Origin of the sequence: Pseudomonas sp. UBA5568 (assembly GCF_002425525.1) — a bacterium.
Lineage (GTDB): Bacteria > Pseudomonadota > Gammaproteobacteria > Pseudomonadales > Pseudomonadaceae > Aquipseudomonas > Aquipseudomonas fulva.
The window spans coordinates 236-21,664 of the sequence record NZ_DIMK01000019.1 but is presented as its reverse complement, the minus strand read 5'-3'; the positions used below and the strand labels follow the sequence as shown (position 1 = coordinate 21,664).

General features: G+C 61.5%; 17 protein-coding genes. 4 read left to right on the top strand and 13 right to left on the bottom strand.

Annotated elements, in window-relative coordinates; genetic code table 11:
• The first annotated feature begins 227 nt into the window (after window positions 1-227).
• Window positions 228-1,622, top strand: coding sequence for an argininosuccinate lyase (argH, locus tag B2S33_RS05450; protein WP_027914172.1), 1,395 nt, complete (start codon window positions 228-230; stop codon window positions 1,620-1,622).
• Between the two features lie 111 nt (window positions 1,623-1,733).
• Here argH and B2S33_RS05445 read toward each other — a convergent pair whose 3' ends face one another.
• The gene (locus B2S33_RS05445; RefSeq protein ID WP_027914173.1) at window positions 1,734-2,393 is read right to left on the bottom strand and encodes a glutathione S-transferase; all 660 of its coding nucleotides are present in this window, start codon (window positions 2,391-2,393) and stop codon (window positions 1,734-1,736) included.
• Window positions 2,394-2,540: 147 nt separating this feature from the next.
• Here B2S33_RS05445 and B2S33_RS05440 point away from each other — a divergent pair, with 147 nt between their 5' ends.
• A complete protein-coding gene (locus B2S33_RS05440; RefSeq protein ID WP_023535746.1) occupies window positions 2,541-2,840 on the top strand; it encodes a hypothetical protein in 300 nt (99 codons plus the stop codon).
• A gap of 69 nt (window positions 2,841-2,909) precedes the next feature.
• Window positions 2,910-3,155, top strand: coding sequence for a TIGR02647 family protein (locus B2S33_RS05435; protein WP_023535777.1), 246 nt, complete (start codon window positions 2,910-2,912; stop codon window positions 3,153-3,155).
• Between the two features lie 147 nt (window positions 3,156-3,302).
• Here the strand turns inward: B2S33_RS05435 and B2S33_RS05430 are convergent, their stop codons facing one another.
• From B2S33_RS05430 to B2S33_RS05405, 6 genes are all read right to left on the bottom strand, one after another.
• A complete protein-coding gene (locus B2S33_RS05430) occupies window positions 3,303-4,721 on the bottom strand; it encodes an efflux transporter outer membrane subunit (RefSeq protein ID WP_145279300.1) in 1,419 nt (472 codons plus the stop codon).
• Window positions 4,718-5,593 carry an HlyD family secretion protein gene (locus tag B2S33_RS05425; protein ID WP_027914175.1) on the bottom strand — a complete coding sequence of 292 codons (876 nt, stop codon included), beginning with the start codon at window positions 5,591-5,593 and terminating at the stop codon, window positions 4,718-4,720. The genes B2S33_RS05430 and B2S33_RS05425 overlap by 4 nt, the downstream gene beginning before the upstream one ends.
• On the bottom strand, window positions 5,590-5,802 hold the full coding sequence (locus B2S33_RS05420) for a DUF1656 domain-containing protein (RefSeq protein ID WP_023535833.1): 213 nt from the start codon (window positions 5,800-5,802) through the stop codon (window positions 5,590-5,592). The genes B2S33_RS05425 and B2S33_RS05420 overlap by 4 nt, the downstream gene beginning before the upstream one ends.
• Window positions 5,799-7,886, bottom strand: a complete 2,088-nt coding sequence (locus B2S33_RS05415) for an FUSC family protein (protein WP_027914176.1) — start codon at window positions 7,884-7,886, stop codon at window positions 5,799-5,801. The genes B2S33_RS05420 and B2S33_RS05415 overlap by 4 nt, the downstream gene beginning before the upstream one ends.
• The gene (locus tag B2S33_RS05410; protein WP_027914177.1) at window positions 7,883-8,335 is read right to left on the bottom strand and encodes a MarR family winged helix-turn-helix transcriptional regulator; all 453 of its coding nucleotides are present in this window, start codon (window positions 8,333-8,335) and stop codon (window positions 7,883-7,885) included. Before B2S33_RS05410 ends, B2S33_RS05415 begins: the two co-directional genes overlap by 4 nt.
• 136 nt (window positions 8,336-8,471) lie before the next feature.
• Window positions 8,472-9,263 carry a tetratricopeptide repeat protein gene (locus B2S33_RS05405; protein ID WP_104925689.1) on the bottom strand — a complete coding sequence of 264 codons (792 nt, stop codon included), beginning with the start codon at window positions 9,261-9,263 and terminating at the stop codon, window positions 8,472-8,474.
• A gap of 207 nt (window positions 9,264-9,470) precedes the next feature.
• Between B2S33_RS05405 and B2S33_RS05400 the strand changes: the two genes are divergently transcribed.
• Entirely contained in the window at window positions 9,471-10,031 is a 561-nt protein-coding gene (locus B2S33_RS05400; RefSeq protein WP_027914179.1) for a WYL domain-containing protein, read from the top strand.
• 53 nt (window positions 10,032-10,084) lie between these two features.
• On the opposite strand, the gene B2S33_RS05395 is transcribed toward B2S33_RS05400, so the two are convergent.
• The 6 genes from B2S33_RS05395 to B2S33_RS05370 all read right to left on the bottom strand — a co-directional run.
• Window positions 10,085-10,948, bottom strand: coding sequence for an ABC transporter permease (locus B2S33_RS05395; protein WP_288650036.1), 864 nt, complete (start codon window positions 10,946-10,948; stop codon window positions 10,085-10,087).
• A 15-nt stretch (window positions 10,949-10,963) separates the two neighbouring features.
• On the bottom strand, window positions 10,964-11,827 hold the full coding sequence (locus tag B2S33_RS05390) for an ABC transporter ATP-binding protein (protein WP_088523685.1): 864 nt from the start codon (window positions 11,825-11,827) through the stop codon (window positions 10,964-10,966).
• Between the two features lie 3 nt (window positions 11,828-11,830).
• Entirely contained in the window at window positions 11,831-12,850 is a 1,020-nt protein-coding gene (locus B2S33_RS05385) for an ABC transporter substrate-binding protein (protein ID WP_288650035.1), read from the bottom strand.
• A gap of 16 nt (window positions 12,851-12,866) precedes the next feature.
• Window positions 12,867-13,766 (bottom strand): TauD/TfdA dioxygenase family protein, encoded by a 900-nt coding sequence (locus B2S33_RS05380; protein ID WP_110607277.1) that lies wholly within the window; start codon window positions 13,764-13,766, stop codon window positions 12,867-12,869.
• 196 nt (window positions 13,767-13,962) lie between these two features.
• A complete protein-coding gene (locus tag B2S33_RS05375) occupies window positions 13,963-14,304 on the bottom strand; it encodes a hypothetical protein (protein ID WP_023535786.1) in 342 nt (113 codons plus the stop codon).
• A gap of 185 nt (window positions 14,305-14,489) precedes the next feature.
• The coding region (locus B2S33_RS05370; protein WP_288650034.1) for an immunoglobulin-like domain-containing protein at window positions 14,490-21,429 on the bottom strand (6,940 nt) is incomplete at its 5' end.

Genomic DNA, 21,429 nt, shown 5'->3' with positions numbered 1-21,429 from the left:
AGACCGGTGCGATAGCCAAAGATTCACTGTGGCTGGCAGATTAGCTGCCCGCCTCTGTCAAACTGTAGACGGTCCATGGAACACTGCCGTTCAATCGGTGAAATCTCCGTGGCCTACATCGCGCTACGCCTTTTCCACCCTCACACTCTGCAGGCGCCCTGCGGCACTGGGCCCAACCCTGTTATCATCGCGGCAATTTTTCGTTCACGCCTGCAATGAGTGAAACCATGAGCACTGACAAGACCAATCAGTCCTGGGGCGGCCGCTTCAGTGAACCCGTAGACGCCTTCGTCGCCCGTTTCACGGCCTCGGTCGATTTCGACAAGCGCCTGTACCGCCACGACATCATGGGCTCCATCGCTCATGCCACCATGCTGGCGCAAGTCGGTGTGCTCAGCGATGCCGAGCGTGACACCATCATCGACGGGCTCAAGACCATCCAGGGCGAAATCGAGGCTGGTGCTTTCGACTGGCGCGTCGACCTGGAAGACGTGCACATGAACATCGAAGCGCGTCTGACCGACCGCATTGGTATCACCGGCAAGAAATTGCACACCGGCCGTAGCCGCAACGACCAGGTCGCAACCGACATTCGCCTGTGGCTGCGCGACGAAATCGACCTGATTCTGGCCGAAATCACCCGCCTGCAAAAAGGGCTGCTGGAACAGGCCGAACGCGAAGCCGAAACCATCATGCCTGGCTTCACACACCTGCAGACGGCCCAGCCCGTCACCTTCGGCCACCACCTGCTGGCCTGGTTCGAAATGCTCAGCCGCGATCATGAACGCCTGGTCGACTGCCGCAAGCGCACCAACCGCATGCCATTGGGCAGCGCTGCGCTGGCCGGCACCACCTACCCGATCGACCGTGAGCTGACCTGCAAGCTGCTGGGCTTCGAAGCCGTGGCAGGCAACTCCCTGGACGGCGTGTCGGACCGTGACTTCGCCATTGAATTCTGCGCCGCCGCCAGTGTGGCGATGATGCACCTCTCGCGCTTCTCCGAAGAACTGGTGCTGTGGACCAGTGCACAGTTCCAGTTCATCGACCTGCCCGATCGATTCTGCACCGGCAGCTCGATCATGCCGCAGAAAAAGAACCCGGACGTGCCAGAGCTGGTGCGTGGCAAGAGCGGGCGCGTCTTCGGTGCGCTGACCGGACTGCTGACCCTGATGAAAGGCCAGCCGCTGGCCTACAACAAGGACAACCAGGAAGACAAGGAACCGCTGTTCGATGCCGCAGACACGCTGCGCGATTCGCTGCGTGCCTTCGCCGACATGATCCCGGCCATCAAACCCAAGCATGCCATCATGCGCGAGGCCGCCTTGCGCGGGTTCTCGACCGCAACGGACCTGGCCGACTACCTGGTGCGCCGTGGCCTGCCGTTCCGTGACTGCCACGAAATCGTGGGCCACGCGGTGAAGTACGGGGTCGATAGCGGCAAGGACCTGGCAGAGATGAGCCTGGAAGAGCTGCGTCAGTTCAGTGACCAGATCGAACAGGACGTATTCGCCGTTCTTACGCTGGAAGGCTCGGTAAATGCCCGTGATCACATCGGTGGTACGGCACCGGCACAGGTACGCGCAGCGGTGGCTCGCGGCAAGGCGTTGCTGGCCGCGCGCTAACGGCGCTGAGTGACGGGTTGAGAGCTAACCCTCCCTCGTCGCATGGGCAAAATACTGAGGTTGAAGGGGGCTTTGAAACAAGCCCCCATCTGGCCGGACTCGCCCGCTGTTTCAGCGCTTGTTGCGCATCATTTCAAGGAATGACGGCATTGCCGCTTCCTTGTCTGCCACGATTTTTGCCATGTGGGGGTTCTGCCCCATCTGCTCGAGCAGTGCCTTGGCCTGAGGGAAATCTTCAAGGAAGTCGATGTTGAGCACTTTCTTGCCTACGGCGCATGCCAGGTCGACCGAGAAGCAGAACATCAGGTCGGCCAGGGTCAATTGCTCGCCTGCCACGTAAGGCGCGAAACGCCCGTTGCGCTTGAGCGTGGCGAAACCTGCCAGAAGCTCGGTGCGTGCCTTTTCCTTGACCAATGGTTCCACGGGCATACCGAAGAATGCTTCGGCATAGCAGGTGCGAGCAGGAAGCTCGATGTACAGCTCGATCTCCTTGACCAGTTCACGCACTTTCGCCTGCGCGTACGGGTCAGCGGGAAGCAGCGCCTTGCCGCCTTGGGTCTGCTCGATGTAGTCGAGGATCACCGTGGTTTCGCTGAGAAAGCCGTGCTCGGTCTGCAGTACCGGCACCTTGCCACGTGGGCTGACTTCCAGCACCTGAGGCGTCTGACCGCTGAAGAACAGGACTTCTTCGAAAGGCACGCCCTTTTCCAACAAGGCCAACTTGACCATGTTGTAGTAGTTGCTGACAGGGAATCCGTGGAGCTTGAGCATGGTTCGACAGCCTCCGGGCCGTATGGGGATGGCAGGGCTGTTATAGCCCGTTCGCCGTCGGCTGACCAGCGTCATGCACCCGGTCGATGACCAGGCATTGCCACCACGGACGTGGCAAACTGTAGCGCCCACCACAGGAGTAATCCCATGAGCGAGCCAACCGATATCGACAATGACGATGAAGCGTTTGCCGAAGCCACGCTGACGCAGGCCATCGAAAACCAGATCGAAAGCGGCGAGCCGGCTGCGGCGAAGGCTACGTTCAACAAGCTGACACTGGTCGGGTATGAGCGCGAGGATATCCTCAACCTGATGGCCCACGTATTGGCCTTCGAGATCGACAACATGCTGGCGCAGGATCGAGCCTTCGATAGCCAGTGGTATGAAAACGCCCTGCGCGCGCTGCCTGAACTGCCTCCTGAGATGGATCAAGGCGAGGACGAATAACACGGCTACACTCCAGATTCAGGCACCCCCCGCGGTGCCGCTATCCTCGTCTGGAAGTCAGGAGTCGCCATGTCCTTTTCACCCGAACTGATCGCTGAACTGGAAGTCCTCGCACTGTTCAACCTCGACAGCAGCCAGGAAGGCATCAAGATTCACAACACCGCATCCCCGACCCTCATCGCCGCCGCGCAGCGGCTGCACGAAAAAGGCCTGACCGATCAACCCGACGGTGGCTACCTGACCAGCCTGGGTCACGATGCGGTCGAAAGTGTTCAGTTGCTGCAGAATATTCTGAGGGCGCCCCAGCCGGCTTGACCTTGTGAGTGCGCGGGGCTGTGCTGCAGCCCCTGCCTTGCAGTGGCCTTGGAAGGCTCATTTACAAGCCATAAGCCCGCCACCTGGGCTGCGCTCGCCTCACCTGACCCTGTTCTCAAGACTTTTTACACAGACCCTATTTTCCCATCAGTGCTCGACGGGTCGCTTCCAACCGCCTCCAAGCGCCAGGAACACGCCAACCTGCCCCATTGCAACCTGGCTGTTCGCAGCCGCCAACTGCGCACGCATGTCGGTATAGGTCCGCGTCGCCTGCAAGTCCGCCAGGAACGACTCCCGCCCAGCCTGATAATACCGGTGCGTCTGGTCGGCCGCCTCCCGAGCTGACTTCTCGGCCTCGGCCAGTGCATCGCGCCGGTCCAGCAATGCGCTGTATTGGGCCAGCCGCGTCTGGGTTTCGCGTATGGCATTGAGCACTACGCCATCGAAATTCGCCAAGGCTGCCTGGGTGGACGCTTCGGCCATGCGAATGCGGGCCCGCGTGCCATTGGTGGGGATACTCCAGCTGACCTGCGGGCCGAAGCCCCAACGGTTGGTCGAAGGCTCGCCCAAATTGTCCAGGATGCCGATGGTCCCGACCTGCGCGCCGATGCTGATCTGTGGATAAAGCGCGCCGGTCGCCACACCGATATTGGCGGTAGCAGCAGCCAGTTGTCGCTCTGCCTGACGCACATCGGGGCGACGTTTGAGCAACGCGGCGCCATCGCCCACTGGCACTAGCTGAGTCAGCTGCGGAAGTTCGGCACAATCGGCAACGCCTGCTGGCAACTTCTGCACGGGGACCGCCAGCAATGCGGCCAGGGTATACAGGCCTGTCTCACGTTCGGCCTTGAATCGCGGCAGCTCGGCGCCCAACGACTTGAACTGGGTTTGCGACCGCGTCACCTGGGTTTCATCGCCACGCCCCGCATCGCGCAGGCGCTGGCTGAGCTTGACGCTTTGCGCCTGTAAATCGAGCGACTCACGGGCAATGTGGTATTCCTCGTTGGCCGAGCATACCTGGGTATAGGCCTTGACCACATCTGCCACCAGCGTGATCCGCGCCGTGTCCGCTGCGGCTTGGACTGCATCGGCACTGGCTTTGGCGGCCTCTGTGCCGCGCTTGAAGGTGCCCCACAGGTCGAACTGGTATGACGCGCTGATGATCGCCTCGCCGATGTTGGCCACAGGCACCTTTTCGGGCTGCAAGAAAGCCTCGCCAGACTCCTGCAGGCGCTGGGCGCCTAGCTTCACTCCACCGTCGAAGCCCCCTTGAGACTCAGCGATGTCGACCTGCGCGCGGGCCTTGGCGATGTTCGCTGCCGCAGCCCGCAGTTCGGTATTGGCACTCAAGGCCTGGCGCACCAGCGCGTTCAACCGCGGGTCGTGATACAGCTGCCACCAATCCTCCGGCACCGGTGCCGACACTACGCTGTCGGCATCCTGGCGCAGGGGGCCGTTGAGGTCAGTGCGCTGTATTGCCGCCTCTTTGGGCAGCTCGTAGTCTGGCCCGACCGTCATGCAAGCGCCAAGCGACAGGCATAGCCCTGCGAGCATCAGCCGTTTCATGGGTGCTGGCCCTCGACGATCGAGACAGTGGCGGTTCGCCCGGCAATCATGCGGAAATCCTGCGGGACTTCGTCAAAAGCGATCCGCACCGGAATCCGCTGGGCCAGCCGCACCCAGCTGAAGGCAGGGTTGACGTTGGGCAGCAGGTTGGTGCCGCTGCTGCGGTCGCGGTCCTCGATGCCGGCTGCAAAGCTTTCCACATGCCCGCGCAGGCGGGTGTTGTCGCCCATCACACGAATATCCACCACGTCCCCGATGTGGATGCCCCCCAGCTTGGTTTCCTCGAAGTAGCCATCGACGTGATAAGAGGCACTGTCGACCACCGACAGCACCGGTCGCCCGGCGGTTACGAACTCATGGTTGCGCGGCGCGCGATCGTTGAGGTAACCGTCCACGGGGCTGCGCACCACCGAGCGATCAAGGTTCAACTGGGCACTGTCGACAGCCACCTGCGCCTCACTGACCGCCGAGCGGGCGCGCGCTTGGCGCGACTGGCTTTCTTCGAGCTGTTCGGCCGCCACCAGATTGCCCAACTTGCGATTACGGTTCACCTCCCGCGAGGCCTGGGCCAAGGTTTCCTGGCGCTCGCCAAGCGTGGCCTTGGCCTGACGCAGCGCCAGGCTGAAACGGTCCTGGTCGATGGTGAACAGCACATCGCCGCGCTTGACGGTCTGGTTGTCACGCACCTCGACCTTCTGGATCAACCCGGACACGTCCGGGGCGATCTGGATCACATCGGCGCGAATGTGGCCATCGCGCGTCCAGGGTGCGAACAGGTAGTACACAACCATCTGCCAGACGAGTACGGCGGCAAATGTCACTACCAACAGGGTAAGGACCACACGGCCCAGGGTCAGCAAAGGTTTTTTCATGGCAGCATCAGGCTTCGACAGAAATGGTCCACCGCACCGAGCAGCACGGCGTAGAGGGCAACGTTGAACAATGCCCGGTGCCAGACCAGGCGATAGAAGTGCACACGCACCAGTACGGCGTGGACACCCAGAAACAGCAGGTAGGTTCCAATCATCATTACCAGCAGCGTGGGCAGGAATACCCCACTGATATCCAGTTCACCGATCACAGGGGCGCTCCATCCAGGCCAGACGGCAGTTGCAGTTGTTCCGCAGGCTCGAGCATGACCTCGACACCCGGCAGCAGTGCCAGGCGCAGGCCAGCCAGTGCATGCAACAAATGCGGGCGGGCGTCGAGGCGTTCGCAGGGTTCATCGAGACTGAGCGCCAGTCGGGCCCTTTCCATGTTGCGCAAGAGTGCAGGTGGCGCGTGCAGCCGCTCACCGGCGCGCAGGCAGGCCGCGTAATGGGCACCCACTTCAGCGATCACCAGGGTCAGTCGCTCACGAGCAACCTGACCGGCGCGCGGCATGTACGCCAGCAAGTCGAGCAGGTTCAGCCCCACACGCAAGTCCCGTAGCGCCACGCTGCTGTCCTGGCCGGTTTGCGACAGACGCGGCAAATGCTGCATCAAGCGATCGAGCATTTTTACACCCACCTTGCGATGCTCGGCCAAGGTCGCGTACTCGGTCACCTCGACGATGTCGCGCCAGGCGAAACGAGTCATGCGCTTGGCAGCCAGCTCCACACCAAAGGGGCGCATGACCAAGGTCCAGATGAACGCGAAGAGCAGGCCAACCGGGCCGGCGAGGTTGGAATTGAGGAAGGTGAAGAAATCGGCGTCGTAGGCACCCTGGATGCTGATGAAGGTCGAGGTGTTGACGATGGTCAACAGTGTCCCCAGGTAGAAGCGCGGCTGTACCGTCAACGTGCCGATGCAGATGAAAGGCACGGCGAAGGCCAGTACCAGCATCGGGAAGTCATGCAGGTTGGGCAGCACGAGGAACAGGTACAGGCTCGAGAAAATGACCGACAGCAGGGTCCAGAAGAAGAAGCGGTAGATCTGTGGGGCCGGGTCGTCCATCGCGGCGAAGAAGCTGCATGACACAGCCGCCAGGATCACCGCACTGGCGCCGTCATTCCAGCCCAGGCCGATCCACAGGCCGCAGGCAACGATGATGGCCAGGACGGTGGAGGTGACCGAGTAGAGCATCAGGCCCCGGTCGAAGAATGGCCGCAAGCGCGCCAGGCGCCAGTGGCGGTAAACGGCGCGCCAGGGTGTGGCGTCATCGGTGCGCAGGGCATGCTGCAAGGTACAGCAGTCCTGCCACAGATCTACCCATTCGGTGAGCCGGTAGAGCGCGTTGGACAGCAACAGCTCGGCACGCTGGTCCAGTGCAGCCGCATCCGGCCGCAGCTCGTCGATCCTTTGGTGCAAGGCTGCCCACTGCTGGACAGAAGGGCTTTCTGCCGTGCCCTTGAGCCATTCACGGGCTGCATCGAGCACAGGCAGGATCTGTTCGAATTGCTGCGCAGCGCGCCCTTGCAAGGCCGTCAATGCGTCGTCCAGCGCATCAATGACCGGCAGTAGGTGAATCATGCGCCCACGCAGCTCACGGGCGTTTTTCAAGGTATGAGGCCCGGTCCCTTCATGGCCGAGCTGGCCGATCATCAACTCCAGTGAGTTGAAGGTCGCCACCATCGCCCCACGCATACCACCGACATCGACCGTGCTCTGCTGCCGGACCAGATAGCTGTCGCTATAGCGAATGGCCTCGTTGAACCAGTTACCGGTTGCCCCCACTACCACGGGCGCCAGCCGCCGCGGCCAGAAAATGGCCCCGACCACGGCTGCGCAGACGATCCCCAGGCAAATTTCCTGAGCCCGCGAGGAAGCCACGTCGAACACGGCCAACGGGTTGTCGACCACTGCCAGGGCGATCATCGGCAAGGTGTACCCGGCCAGCATGAACACGTAGTTGTTGGCCGTACGCACGTTCAGAGAAAGGAACAGCAACGTCCCCGTCCACAGGGCCACGGCGATGCTCAGCAGCAGCGGCGACTGCACCAGAGGCGGCACCAACAGCACTGCCCCAGCGGCACCCAGCAAGGTACCCAGGGCGCGGTACAACGCTTTGGAGCTGGTAGGCCCCAGAAAGGGGCTGGAAACGATGTAGACGGTCGCCATGGCCCAGTACGGACGCGGCAACTGCATGAGCAGGGCGATATACAGCGCAATCATCGAGGCGGCGAAGGTGCGCACGCCGTAGAACCAATCGCGAGCCGGCGGTACCGAGCTGAAGAAGCCGTTCATGCGACCCCGCCCGTGCTGCCCAGCCCGGCTGCTTCGAATGCGCGCAGTACACGCAGGGTGGCCTGCAGGTCCTCTGGATCGAGACGACTCAGCACATCACCCCGCACCCTTACCAGCTCCGCCTCGATGGCCTCGGCCAGCGCGCGCCCTTCAACTGTGAGGCTCAGGGCCTTGGCGCGCCTGTCCAGTGGATCCTCGCTACGCAACACCAACCCGGCCTTGCACAGCTGGTCGAGCAAGCGCACCAGGGACGGGCTTTCCAGCCCAGCCGCCTGGGCGACGGCCACCTGGTGCACGCCATCGCCCAGGCGCACGATCATCAGCAGTGGCGCGGCACAGGCTTCGGAGATGCCGTAGCCGGTCAGCGCCACGTGACAGATGCGGCGCCAGTGGCGAGCGGCAACGACCAGGCCGCTGCTGACCTGTAGACGCAGAAGATCAAGGGACATGAAAACCACATATATTCATAGTTTGCTAACTATCAATATACGCCGGGTGCTCCCCCTTCCGTCAACAGGGGGCGACGAAGCGCCTGCATGAAATCTTGTCTACAGTGCAAAGCTCGCAGCTAACTGCACCAACGCTTCAGGGCTGAACCTGGTCTTCCAGCTTCATGGTCAGGGCCAAGGTACTGCCCATCTGCACGGCGCGGTCGCGCCATTGCTGATACCGCTCCTGATCGCGTCGACTGAAGTGCACGGCCAGTTCTTCCGCTGCCTGCACCACACCTGCAGCGGCCGCCAGTTCGAGCCAGTACAACGCCGGCTTGAGCTCCGGTTGCACATGCAGACCGTGAATCAGCCGGTAGCCAACCTCAAAGCGACAGCGTGCCTCACCCTGCTCGGCACCTTGCAGGAACCATCGGTAGGCAAGCTGTGGATCGACTTGCCATTGAATCCGGGCATCACACACTTCTTCTTCGTACAAGTCTCCCAGCGCAGCGGCCGCATGCGCCATGCCCCGCTCGAACGCCTGGCGGTAGCATTCGGCGGCCTGGGTGTAGGAACGGTCGACACCTTTGCCGAAGTAGTGCTGCTGCCCCAGGTTGAACCAGGCCACGGCACTGCCCTGCAACGCCGCCATGCGCAGCAGGTGCCCGGCCAGCACGGTATCAGCACGCCAGTACTTGCCATTGAGCCAGATCCAACCAAGGTCGTTCAGCGCCGCGACGTTCCCTTGCAGGGCTTGCAGGCGCAGATCCTGGTAGACCACTTGCAGGTCACTGGCTTCGTCCAGACGGCTGACCAGCATCGTCCGTTGACTGGGCATGCCGACACCTGCAAACAGCCGCTGGCGTCGGGCAACGGCGGGAGGAACGATCACCTGTGCCGGAAGCAGGCGGGCGAGCAGCGAATGGATATTGCCGACAGCAGACATGTTCATCCTCATTGAACGATGCACAACCTCAACCTTCGGCTGTGATGAGGCGTGATTCTGCGCAACAGGACGTCAAAACCTGTCGCGAACGATTCGGTGGCAGGCAACCAACCGTCACTTACTTGATCTGAGCGGTCCGTGGCCAATTGCCATGCCCCTCGCGTGCCGCCATCCTAGAGCGGCAAGCCTAGACAAGGACGTTACCTTTTGCCGTTCGCCACCACTCGCGCCACCCTCAGCCGTCAGTGGGCGCTGCTGCGCCAGCTACCGGGCCGTTCTCCAGGGCTCACCAGTTCCGAACTGGCTTGTCGGCTACGAGACCTGGGCTTTACCGTCAGCAAGCGCACCGTGGAGCGCGACCTCAATGACCTGTCGCTGATCTTTCCGCTGGAGCGCAATGACAAGAGCATCCCCTATGGTTGGCACTGGGCAGCCGGCGTGGTGAACGAGCTACGCGGCACCACCGATCTGCTGGCACACCTCAAAGGAGAGGCGCTGCAAGCGCCACCGGGCGAAGGCATCGAATTGGTGGCACGCATCAGCGATCCACTGGCGCGCCAGCTCAGGGAGGCCCCACTGAGCAGCGACATGCAGTTGACCGCCCATGACCAAGGGCATCGGCTGCGGGCCACGGTGAGCGATGGGAGCTCGTTGCGCTGGTGGCTATTGAGCCGTGGGGATGAGCTGGTGGTCGAGCAGCCTGCGCAGTTGCGCGAAGAGATCGGCAAGATTCTCAGCAACGCCGCAGCCCAGTATCAAACGCCATGATCAGGGACGCGCTCACTGGCCTTGGCCAATGGCCGGCGTCAGCGCCTGCCTGTTCAGCGCTGCATGCCCCAACGCTTGACCGTCAGGCGCTCCAGCGTGCTGAAGACAATCCCCTCAACCAGCAGCCCGATCAGGATGACCACCGCAAGGCCTGCGAACACCTTGTCGGTATAGAGTTCGTTGCGGTTCTGAAAGATGTACCAACCCAGGCCACCTTTGCCGCTGCTGGCGCCAAAGACCAGTTCCGCGGCGATCAACGTGCGCCAGGCGAACGCCCAGCCGATCTTGAGCCCGGACAGAATCGAAGGCAACGCCGCCGGCACCAGGATGTGCATCACCAGCCGTAGCCCTTTGAGGCCGTAGTTGCGCCCGGCCATGCGCAGGGTGTCGGAAACGCCCTGGAATCCTGCATAGGTATTGAGCGCCAGGGCCCAGAGTACCGAATGCACCAGGACGAAGATCAAGCTGTTTTCGCCTAGCCCGAACCACAGCAATGCCAATGGCAACAGGGCGATGGCAGGCAGGGGGTTGAACATGGAGGTCAAAGTGCCAAGCAAGTCGCGCCCAAGCTGGGTCGAGACAGCCAAGCTGGTGAGACCAAAAGCCAGGATGATGCCCAGCAGGTAGCCCTTGAGCAGGATCACCAGCGACACGCCGACCTTGGCCGGCAACTCTCCACTGACCAGGCCTTCCCAAAACGCGGCAGCGGTCTGGAGGAAGGTCGGTAGCAGCAGGTCGTTGTCCTGGTAACGGGCGACGGCTTCCCACACCACGGCGATGACCACCAGGATGACGGCCTTGCGCAGCCAGCCGTGCTGCCAGAGGCGCTGAGTCAACGACAGGTCGCGTTCCACAGGCACACTGAGCAAGGGCTCTAGCGGCACCTCGTATTCCTGGCGCACAGAGGTTGTGGTCATGGCTCAAACTCCTGATCAGTAGGCAATGCGGATGTCATTGAAACCAATATCGTCGACCTGCGCGGGGCCAGCAGCTTCATCGAACAACAAGCGGTGTATGTGCCGGGCACTGGCCTGGAAATCGCTGCCACCCAGGCTGCCCAAGTCATATTGGTGGCTGTGCACCTCGGCGCGTACCCGGCCGGGGTGAGGTGAGAGCAGCAAGATGCGGTTGCCCACGACCAAGGCCTCCTCGATAGAGTGGGTGACGAACAGCAGGGTGAAGCGCACTTCCTCCCAGAGCAGCAGCAATTCTTCCTGCATCTTGCGCCGGGTAAGTGCATCGAGTGCGGCAAAGGGTTCGTCCATCAGCAATATCTTCGGCTGCGTGGCCAAGGCCCTGGCGATCGCCACGCGCGCCTTCATACCGCCCGACAGCGTATGCGGGTAGGCATCGGCGAAAGCTGCAAGGCCGACTTTATCCAAGTAGTGAAGCGCCCGGTCTTCGGCCTCGGCCCGCTTCAATTGGCCCGATACCAACAGCGGAAACATGACGTTGTGCTTCACCGTCTTCCAAGGTGGCAACTGGTCGAACTCCTGGAACACCACGATTCGGTCCGGCCCCGGGCCGCTGACGGGCTGCCCCTGAAGCAGGATCTGCCCTTCACAGGGTTCGATGAAGCCAGCCACGGCCTTGAGCAAGGTTGACTTGCCGCAACCCGAAGGCCCCAGCAGGACGAAGCGATCAGCCTGATCCACCTCGAAACTGACCTGATGGGTCGCGCGCACCACCCGTTGCCGGGTGCGGTACTCGAGGGTGAGGCCCTGCACGTTCAGCAACGGCGGTGCTGCGGGGTGGATCAAGGTGCTGACCGTGTGGCCTGGCAATGGCGCAGTCATGACTCAGCTCCCCTGCAACGGGCGTTCATCCTGGAAGAAATAATCCTTCCATGACGCTGGCTTATGCTTGATCGCGCCGACCCTGTAGAGGAATTCGGCGAGCTTGTAGGTGTTCTTTGGCGTGACGGTGAATTCGTATCGAGGGTTGTCGATCAGCTTGATGAGGCTTGCGCGGTCGATCTTGGCGTTAGTCACCCGGATGTAGGTATCGGCGGCTGCCGCCTTGTCGTTCTGGGCGAGTGTGGCCGCTTCGGCAATGGCATCGACGAAGGCTTTGTACGTCTTGGGGTTGTCCTTGCGGAATTTTTCGGTGGCGAATAGCAGCGTGGGCGAATTCGGTCCGAGCAGGTCGTAGCTGTCGAGCACGATGTGCACGTTCTTGTTGGCCAGTGCCTGGTCCTGGAACGGCGGGTTGGAGAAATGCCCGTTGAGTTCGGTACCGCCTGCCAGCAAGGCGGCCGTAGCATCGGGATGAGGAACAGCCAGGGTGTACTTGTCCAGCCGGTTGTACTGCTCATCTCCCCATTGCTGCGCCGCAGCGTATTGCAGCAGGCGCGACTGCACCGACACCCCCACTGCCGGCACTGCGATTCGGTCCTTTTCGGACAGATCCGCAATGGTCTTCACAGCCGGATTGCTACTGACCAGGTAATACGGGAAGTTGCCCAACGAAGCCACGGCCTTGACGTTCTGTCGCCCTTGGGTGCGATCCCAGACGGTGAGCAGCGGACCTACGCCAGCGCCTGCGATATCCACGGAGCCGGACAGCAACGCGTCGTTGATGGCCGAGCCACCGGAAAGCTGTGCCCACTCGACGTCGATGTCGATGCCCTGCGCTTTGCCATGCTTTTCGATCAGGTGCTGATCACGCACCACATTGAGCAGCAGGTAGACGATCCCGAACTGTTCGGCGATGCGGATCTTGCCTTCTGCCTGGGCGGCGGAGGGGGCCGTCAGGCTGCCAATGATGAGGCTTGCGCCCAGCCCGATGCTTGCCGCCAGGCGGCTGATGGATTTGCGCATGATGGAATCCTTTTCGTCAGAACGGGGCATCGCCCTGGATGGTGGTGCGGTAGAGCTTGCGCCGCAGGTGTGCAGGGCAACCGGCAGCCAGGTGGATCAGGGAGCGGTTGTCCCAGAACACCAAGTCGTGGGGCTGCCATTGATGGCGGTAGACGTTGTCATCCTGCACGCTCAAGGCATACAGCTGTTGCAGGACATCCCGGCTTTCGTCTTCCGGCAGGCCGACGATGCGGGTGGTGAAACCTTCACTGACGAACAAGGCCTGACGCCCGGTCTCAGGGTGGGTGCGCACGACGGGGTGGACCACTTCCTGCACCTGGGCCAGTTGCTCGGCTGTCAGTGCAGGGCGCCAATTACCTTCGAATCGGGTTTCGGCATAGCGGGCGGTGTAGGAATGAGCGGCATTGCGCCCGGCTACCAGCGTGCGCAGCGCAGCGGGTACTGCGTCCCAGGCCTTGTGCATGTCGGCGAACAACGTGTCCCCGCCTTCGTCAGGGAGTTCCTGGGCGTGTAGCATCGAGCCCAAGCTGGGCAGTGCCTTATAGGAAAGGTCCGAGTGCCAGAATTTGCCAGCATCGCCCAGGCCGATGTTTTGGCCGTTCTCGATGATGTTGGAAACAATCAGGATTTCAGGATGCCCCTCAAGCAGGAACTGCTTGAGCACATGAATCTGCAGTTCGCCAAAACGGCGGCTGAAGGCGATCTGGTGCTCAGGCGTGATGCGCTGATCGCGAAAAACCAGCACATGATGATCGAGGTGGGCACGGTGAATCCGCGCGAAGTCCTGGGCATTGAGCGGCCTGGAAAGGTCGAGGCCGACGATTTCGGCGCCGACGGCGCCGGCGAACGGGTGGACATCAAAATGTTGTGACGGCGCGCTATCGATGAGCGACAGGGCGTTCAAGGCGGCTGGCATGTTTCACTCCCACGCAGTGCGCGACTTCATGACGCGCGACGATCGGAAACGCACGGGGACTCCCGTGTGGGTTCGAGTCGTGCGGCGCATCGATTGGTCGACGGGTACGCAGTGGAGTGAACTATAAGGTCATAAGAACTATATTTTAAATACCTTTAAAGCATAACCATAGTTCGGTCGGTGCCTGAGCTCGGCGTCAGATCAGGCCACCCTCTTCTTCTTCCTCTATCAGGTTATTGAGGCTGCTCAGCGCTTTGCGCGCTGTCGAACGGTTCAGGAGTTTGGCCTGGGCGCCCGGTGGCAGGTCAGTGATCTTGAACACGCCTTTGGCGGTCAGGACATCGATCAAGTCTTCAAGCACCCGGATCATGTCCAAGTCGCTTTGTTTGAGCTGATTGAGGCTATTTTCCACGACGTCATCGGCAAACCATTCCTGAATGTCGGCATGGTCGGCCGGAAGCATTTCGGTAAATTCGTCGAACGCAGCAGCTTCCACTCGCTGTAACTGGCCAGCGGCGTCGCGTTGCACGTAGAACATGGCGATGTCCCTCGTCACATGGATTCCTTCAGGGTAGACAGCAGCATAGGCAAAAAGCGCCGCACGCGTAGGTGCGGCGCGAAAGTATGCGCTGTGGGAGTGCGTGGCGGAAGGCCTGCCCAGGCAGTTGCGCCAGGTCAAGGCACACCGGGACAACCTGTTACGGTTGCCCCGGTCATGGACCGTCAGCTGTCTTTGTTGTGGATGATGATGGTCGGGTCGGCACCGCTGATCAACGAATTGATCGTCTGGTTGGACCAGTTCACGCCTTCCAGCTTGATGGTGACGTCAGCATTGGCCAGCCCGCCATCGGTGTTGAGCTTGCCTTCGCTGCTGACCTGCAACGTCGTGGTGCCCTCCACCGTCGACAGCTTGAGGTAGTTGTCGATGGTGCTGCCTTTCTCGCCTTGCAACAGGTCCTTGAGGTCGATGCGGTCACCTTCGGAGCGGTTGAAGTCCTTGATGACGTCATTGCCATAATCACCGGCCTTCCAGACGAAGGTATCGGCACCGCTGCCGCCGATCAGGATGTCGTTACCCGGGCCGCCGATGAGGGTGTCGTTGCCCGAACCACCCAATAGGATGTCGTTGCCTTTGCCGCCATCGAGGATGTCGTTGCCGCCCTGACCGAACAGGATGTCGTTGCCGTTGCCGCCCGAGAGGATGTCGTTGCCGCCGTTAGGCCCGGAGATATCGAACTCGGTGTAGTGCTCGGAGATGTACTGGTGCATCGCCTTGCTGTCCACCGCGCTGGCATCGACACCGGTTTTCATCGCCACATAGTTCTGCAGCGCTTCGATACCGTTACCCGCTACCGACGGCATGGTGATCACGTCGCCGAACAGGATGTCGTTGCCGTCGCCACCATTGACGGTGTCACTACCAGGCTGGATGGCCTCGGTGTGACCCAGGATGGCGTTTGCCAGGTTGGAGGCATCGATGTTGCTCTGCGGATTGCCATCGGAGTCGTACGGCTTGAGGTCATTGGTGTTGACGCCGCTGCCGATGCCGATCGCCTCGATGGTAGGCGACAACCCTTTGAGCAACCCGAACGCACTCTGGGAGTTGGTAATCGTGTCGGCATCGGCGTAGCTGCCCTGACCTGCCAGGCTAGACAGCTCATAGGTGCCGTCGCCTTGGGCGTGCAGTGTGCCTGCCAACGTCTGGGTCGAGCTCCAGAATCCGTACCGGGTAACCGTCAGGTTCCCCGCGCTGTCGATGTTCAGGACGTTGCTGCTGTCCAGGTAGACGTTCACGGTCTGGCCGAGCTTGTAGTTAATCGACGACAGATACGCATCCATCATGATGCCCTTGCTGCTGAGCAGCGTCGGGTTAACACGCTCACCGGTCTGGTAATACGTTGGCTCGCCGTCGGTGATGAAGAACGTCTGATTGTTGCCGGTAACGCCGGAATCCTTGAGGTTCTGGAACCAGTTGGCCGTCGTCTTGAAGGCGTCCTCGTAGTTGGTGCCACCTTTGGCCGTCATGGCCGTCAGGGCATTCTTCAGCGTCTGCAGGGCATTGCTGTCGGACAGGTTCACCGCCACGGTGGATTTCACCTGGGTAGCGAAGTCCACCAGCAACACGTTGACCGTGCCGGACGTTGCCCCTTTGACGCTGTTGGACAGCGTGGTGAAGACCGACTGCAGTGCTTTCTGCGCAGGGTCCACGGAGTCCTTCATGCTGCCCGAGGTGTCCACGATGAACGCCAGGTTGTAGTTCTGACCTGGGACCACATGCAGGCCGCTGATGTCGGCGACGATGATCTCGTTGGCGCCCGTTCCGGTGAACGTGTCGCTGTCGGCCGTGAGGTTGGTTGCCGAGTAGGTATCGGGGTACACCGTGACCTTGATCGTACCTTCGTTGACTGCCTTGCTGCCGCCCACGCTCTCCGTGGAGGTCGAGGTGACCTTCACGTCGAACTGGCCCTGGTAGTAGGCCGGTGGCTTGACGGTCAGGCTGCCCAACTTCCAACCGGTCACATCGACGCCGCTGGCGCCGACGGTAGCGGTATGGCCAGCGCCGTCACTGACCACCGACCCTGCCGGCATGCCGGACAGCTTGACGTTCAGCGTCTCGGAACCATCGGTATCGGTCAGGGCGGTCGAAATACCGACCAGTTTCACCGTACCGTTCTCTGGGCCTTCGTTGAGCTTGTAGCCATCGTAGTAGGTTTGACCATTGACCGTGTGCGCGTCGGACACGCTCAGGCCAGCGTTGGCCATCTCGGTCACGTTCTGGTACATGCGAATGTTCGCGCTGCTCAGATCCGTCACGCCGCCAGAGCCCACCTGAATGTTCAGGTCATAACTGCCCGGGCCGGACTGGTTGGCGTGGTAAACCTCGATCGGGTAGTAGCCGGTCGCCGTAGGCGTGAACGACCCCGTCACCTGGCCGCCGCCACCCCACGTGGCCGTGACCACGGTCTTGCCACCGATATTGACCAGGAAGCTGTCGTCGGCAGTACCACTGAAGGTGTAGGTCTTGCCTGCTTCCAGGTAGATCAGGCCGGAGGTCTTCGAACCGCTGCCCCCATTCACGCTGCCGTCGGACTGGACGTTGGTGGTAGTGCCGCTGGAGGTGGCGCTGCCGGAGTTGGCAAAGACCGTCTTGAGTGCATCACCGGTGATGCCATTGCCGTTGGTGCCCAGGTCCTTCAGGGTGGTCCACACTTCCTTGGTCAGGCCTTTGGACACCACATCGGCACTGCCGATGGCCAGGGTCGGCATGTCGGCCACCGGGCTGATATCGACCTTCATGGTCGTCTCGGTGCCCAGGTTGGTCCCGTCGTTGGGCTTGTACTTGAACTGCGCGTAGTCGGCCTGTTGGTTGCCCACGCCGGTGCCACCGTAGCCGTCAGCGCCAGACTGGTTTAGCAGCGGCACGAACTTCAGCTTGCTGGCGGCGATATCGGCCTGGCTGATCACCTGGCCGACGGTAACGTTGGTCCAGCTGCTGCCGTTGAAGTACTTGAGGCTGCCTGCAGCCGGCAGCGAGGTGATGGTCACGGCCAGACCGGTGTTGCCATCCGGGTCGGTGACCTTGAAGTCCCCCCAGGCGAATACGTAGTCGGTGTCTTCCACGCCATACACGGCACCGCCTGGGGAAACCGGCAGGTTGTCGTTGTCGAGGATGGCGGTGGTGACGCTGCCTTTGCTGCCGTTTACCTGCAAGTTCTCGAAGTTGCCACCGGTGGCGCTTTCGATCTTGACCGTGAAGTTCTCGGTGCCTTCGACCAATTTGTCGTCGATCGTCGGCACATCGAAGGTCACGCCGGAGCTGTTGGCCGGAATCTTCACGGTAGTGACACCCGTGAAGTCCTCACCGTTCTTGGCCGTGCCCGAGTAGCTGAGGGTGACGGTCACTTCGGACTGGGATGGATTGCTCAACGTCAGGGTGTAATGCGCCGTCTCGCCTTCGGTCAGCGAAGTGGTGCCACTGATGCCTACGGTGGTCACGTCACCCTGGCCACTCGGCTCGTCGGTCACGGTAGTGGTTACGGCAGTATTGCTGCCCACCAGGCTTTCGAACTGCTTGTCACCAGCAACGCTGATGTCGGTGATCGCCTTGGTGATCGCAGGCTGCCCACCGACGTACACGTCGTCCGGCGCATTGATGCTGACCGTACCGCTGGCAGAACCCGCCGCGATGAACACTTGCGTGCCACCGGTCAGGGTCACGGTCACACCGCCGTGGCCTGTCACAGGCAGGCTGGTGTCTTCACTGACCAGCGTCACGGTGTAGGTGATCTTGCCACCCTCGACGACGGTGGTGTTATCCACAGCCAGCACAGCAGTCACCTTGCTGATGGTGTCGGTGATGTTGACCGAGGCAGGCGCGCCCAGCACCAGGTTCTCGAACTTGGCGTTCGGCACTTCGGCCTTGGCGATGCCGATCTCCAGCTTGCCCTCGTCCTTGAACACGTCATCGCCCTGAGCTGGCGCGACATAGGACTTGCTGGTCTCCCCGGCCTTGAACACAACGGTGGCGTTGTTGCTCAGGGTGACGGTGAGGTCCTTGTCCAACACGCGGTTCAAGGTCAGGGTGAACAGAGGCGGCGTGGCTTCATTGACCGAGGTTTGGTTGGCCACGATGTTGACCAGTACCAGGTCACCCTGGCCGGCCGGCTCATCGGTCACCGCCGTGGTGACGGTGGTCTTGCTCGCCACCAGGTTTTCGAACTGCTTGTCACCGGCCACGGTGATGTCCGTAATGGCCTTGGTGATCGCAGGCTGGCCACCGACGTACACGTCGTCCGGCGCATTGATGGTGACGGTGCCGCTGGCAGAACCGGCAGCGATGAACACCTGGGTGCCGCCGGTCAGGGTGACGGTCACGCCACCATGGCCAGTCACTGGCAGGTTGTTGTCTTCGCTGACCAAGGTCACGGTGTAGGTGATCTTGCCGCCTTCAGCCACAGTGGTGTTATCCACAGCCAGCACGGCGGTGACCTTGCTGATGGTGTCGGTGATGTTGACCGAGGCAGGCGCGCCCAGCACCAGGTTTTCGAACTTGGCGTTCGGCACTTCAGCCTTGGCGATGCCGATCTCCAGCTTGCCCTCGTCCTTGAACACGTCGTCGCCCTGCGCAGCAGCCGTGTAGGTCTTGGTCAGCTCGCCAGCCTTGAACACAACGGTGGCGTTGTTGCTCAGGGTGACGGTCAGGTCCTTGTCCAGCGCACGGTTCAGGCTCAGGGTGAAGGTCGGGGCCGTGGCTTCATTGACCGACACTTGGTCTGCAACGATGTTGACCTGTACCAGGTCGCCCTGCCCAGCCGGCTCGTCGGTCACGGTGGTCGTGACTGCCGCCTTGCTGGCCACCAGGTTTTCGAACTGCTTGTCACCGGCGACGGTGATGTCCGTGATGGCCTTGGTGATTGCAGGCTGGCCACCGACGTACACGTCGTCCGGCGCATTGATGCTGACAGTGCCGCTGGCAGAACCTGCCGCGATGAACACTTGCGTGCCGCCGGTCAGGGTGACGGTCACGCCACCATGGCCAGTCACTGGCAGGTTGTTGTCTTCGCTGACCAAGGTCACGGTGTAGGTGATCTTGCCGCCTTCAGCCACAGTGGTGTTATCCACAGCCAGCACGGCGGTGACCTTGCTGATGGTGTCGGTGATGTTGACCGAGGCAGGCGCGCCCAGCACCAGGTTTTCGAACTTGGCGTTCGGCACTTCAGCCTTGGCGATGCCGATCTCCAGCTTGCCCTCGTCCTTGAACACGTCGTCGCCCTGCGCAGCAGCCGTGTAGGTCTTGGTCAGCTCGCCAGCCTTGAACACAACGGTGGCGTTGTTGCTCAGGGTGACGGTCAGGTCCTTGTCCAGCGCACGGTTCAGGCTCAGGGTGAAGGTCGGGGCCGTGGCTTCATTGACCGACACTTGGTCTGCGACGATGTTGACCTGTACCAGGTCGCCCTGCCCAGCAGGTTCGTCCGTTACGGTGGTGGTCACTGGCGACTGGTTGGCCACCAGGTTCTCGAACTGCTTGTCACCCGCCACACTGATATCCGTGATGGCCTTGGTGATGGCAGGCTGGCCGCCGACATACACGTCATCTGGGGCATTGATGCTGACGCTGCCACTGGCGGAGCCGGCTGCGATGAACACCTGGGTGCCGCCGGTCAGGGTGACGGTCACGCCACCATGGCCGGTAACCGGCAGGTTGTTGTCTTCGCTGACCAAGGTCACGGTGTAGGTGATCTTGCCGCCTTCGGTCACGGTGGTGTTATCCACAGCCAACACGGCAGTGACCTTGCTGATCGTGTCGGTGACGTTGACCGAAGCCGGGCCGCCAATGACCAGGTTCTCGAAGGTGGCGTTCGGCACTTCTGCCTTGACGATGCCAACCTCGATCTTGCCCTCGTCCTTGAAGACGTCATCGCCTTGCGCAGCAGCCGTGTAGGTCTTGGTCATCTCGCCAGCCTTGAACACAACGGTGGCGTTGTTGCTCAGGGTAACGGTCAGGTCCTTGTCCAGTGCGCGGTTCAGGCTCAGGGTGAAGGTCGGCGCAGTGGCTTCGTTCACCGACACCTGATTGGCGACGATATTGACCTGCACCAGGTCGCCCTGGCCGGCAGGTTCGTCGTGCACGGTCGTGGTAACCGGCGACTTGTCCGCCACCAGGTTTTCAAATTGCTTGGCGCCTGCGACCGTGATGTCGGTAATCGACTTGGTGACCGCAGGCTGGCCGCCGACGTACACGTCATCTGGCGCATTGATGGTGACGGTGCCAGTAGCAGAGCCGGCGGCGATGAATACCTGGGTGCCACCGGTCAAGGTGACGGTCACGCCACCGTGGCCAGTGACCGGCAGGTCGCTGTCTTCGCTGATCAAGGTTACGGTGTAGGTGATCTTCCCGCCTTCGACGACCGAGGTGTTATCCACAGCCAGCACCGCAGTGACTTTGCTGATGGTGTCGGTGACATCGACCGATGCAGGCGCGCCCAGCACCAGATTCTCGAAGGTAGCATTCGGCACTTGGGCCTTGACGATACCGATCTGGATCTTGCCTTCGTCCTTGAAGACGTCATCGCCCTGGGCAGGTGCGACATAGGACTTGCTGGTCTCGCCGGCCTTGAACACAACAGTGGCGTTGTTGCTCAGGGTGACCGTGAGGTCCTTGTCCAGCACGCGGTTCAGGGTCAGCGTGAACAGGGGTGGCGTGGCTTCGTTGACCGAGACCTGGTTGGCCACGATGTTCACCAGTACCAGGTCACCCTGGTTGTCATTGCCTGGCGTACCCGAACCTGGCTCGTCGGTGACTGCGGTGCTGACCGGGGTCTTGTCCAGGGTGAGCTGTTCGAACTTCCAGACATCCGGGCCGCTGACCGCCGCGATCGATTTGACGACCGGGTCGTTGGCGCCGATGTAGACGTTGTCAGGTGCGGCGACGGTGACCGAGCCGGTCGTGCCGTTGGCCGGGATGGTGATGGTGGTTTTGCCATCGTCCAGGGTGAAGGTCAGCGCGCCATGCTTGTCAATTGGCAAGCCGTCCTTGTTGGTCAGGGTCACGGTGTAGGTGATCTGACCACCTTCGGCCACAGAATCGGTCGCAGTCAGCTTCGCCACAACTTCGTCGATGGTATCGGTGACTTTGACCGATGCATCGTTGCCCAACTGCAGG

Excerpts from the sequence above, each read along its gene's own strand:
- argH (WP_027914172.1), top strand. The coding sequence starts at position 228 with ATGAGCACTGACAAGACCAATCAGTCCTGGGGCGGCCGCTTCAGTGAA.
- B2S33_RS05445 (WP_027914173.1), bottom strand. The coding sequence starts at position 2,393 with ATGCTCAAGCTCCACGGATTCCCTGTCAGCAACTACTACAACATGGTC.
- B2S33_RS05440 (WP_023535746.1), top strand. The coding sequence starts at position 2,541 with ATGAGCGAGCCAACCGATATCGACAATGACGATGAAGCGTTTGCCGAA.
- B2S33_RS05435 (WP_023535777.1), top strand. The coding sequence starts at position 2,910 with ATGTCCTTTTCACCCGAACTGATCGCTGAACTGGAAGTCCTCGCACTG.
- B2S33_RS05430 (WP_145279300.1), bottom strand. The coding sequence starts at position 4,721 with ATGAAACGGCTGATGCTCGCAGGGCTATGCCTGTCGCTTGGCGCTTGC.
- B2S33_RS05425 (WP_027914175.1), bottom strand. The coding sequence starts at position 5,593 with ATGAAAAAACCTTTGCTGACCCTGGGCCGTGTGGTCCTTACCCTGTTG.
- B2S33_RS05415 (WP_027914176.1), bottom strand. The coding sequence starts at position 7,886 with ATGAACGGCTTCTTCAGCTCGGTACCGCCGGCTCGCGATTGGTTCTAC.
- B2S33_RS05410 (WP_027914177.1), bottom strand. The coding sequence starts at position 8,335 with ATGTCCCTTGATCTTCTGCGTCTACAGGTCAGCAGCGGCCTGGTCGTT.
- B2S33_RS05405 (WP_104925689.1), bottom strand. The coding sequence starts at position 9,263 with ATGTCTGCTGTCGGCAATATCCATTCGCTGCTCGCCCGCCTGCTTCCG.
- B2S33_RS05395 (WP_288650036.1), bottom strand. The coding sequence starts at position 10,948 with ATGACCACAACCTCTGTGCGCCAGGAATACGAGGTGCCGCTAGAGCCC.
- B2S33_RS05390 (WP_088523685.1), bottom strand. The coding sequence starts at position 11,827 with ATGACTGCGCCATTGCCAGGCCACACGGTCAGCACCTTGATCCACCCC.
- B2S33_RS05385 (WP_288650035.1), bottom strand. The coding sequence starts at position 12,850 with ATGCGCAAATCCATCAGCCGCCTGGCGGCAAGCATCGGGCTGGGCGCA.
- B2S33_RS05380 (WP_110607277.1), bottom strand. The coding sequence starts at position 13,766 with ATGCCAGCCGCCTTGAACGCCCTGTCGCTCATCGATAGCGCGCCGTCA.
- B2S33_RS05375 (WP_023535786.1), bottom strand. The coding sequence starts at position 14,304 with ATGTTCTACGTGCAACGCGACGCCGCTGGCCAGTTACAGCGAGTGGAA.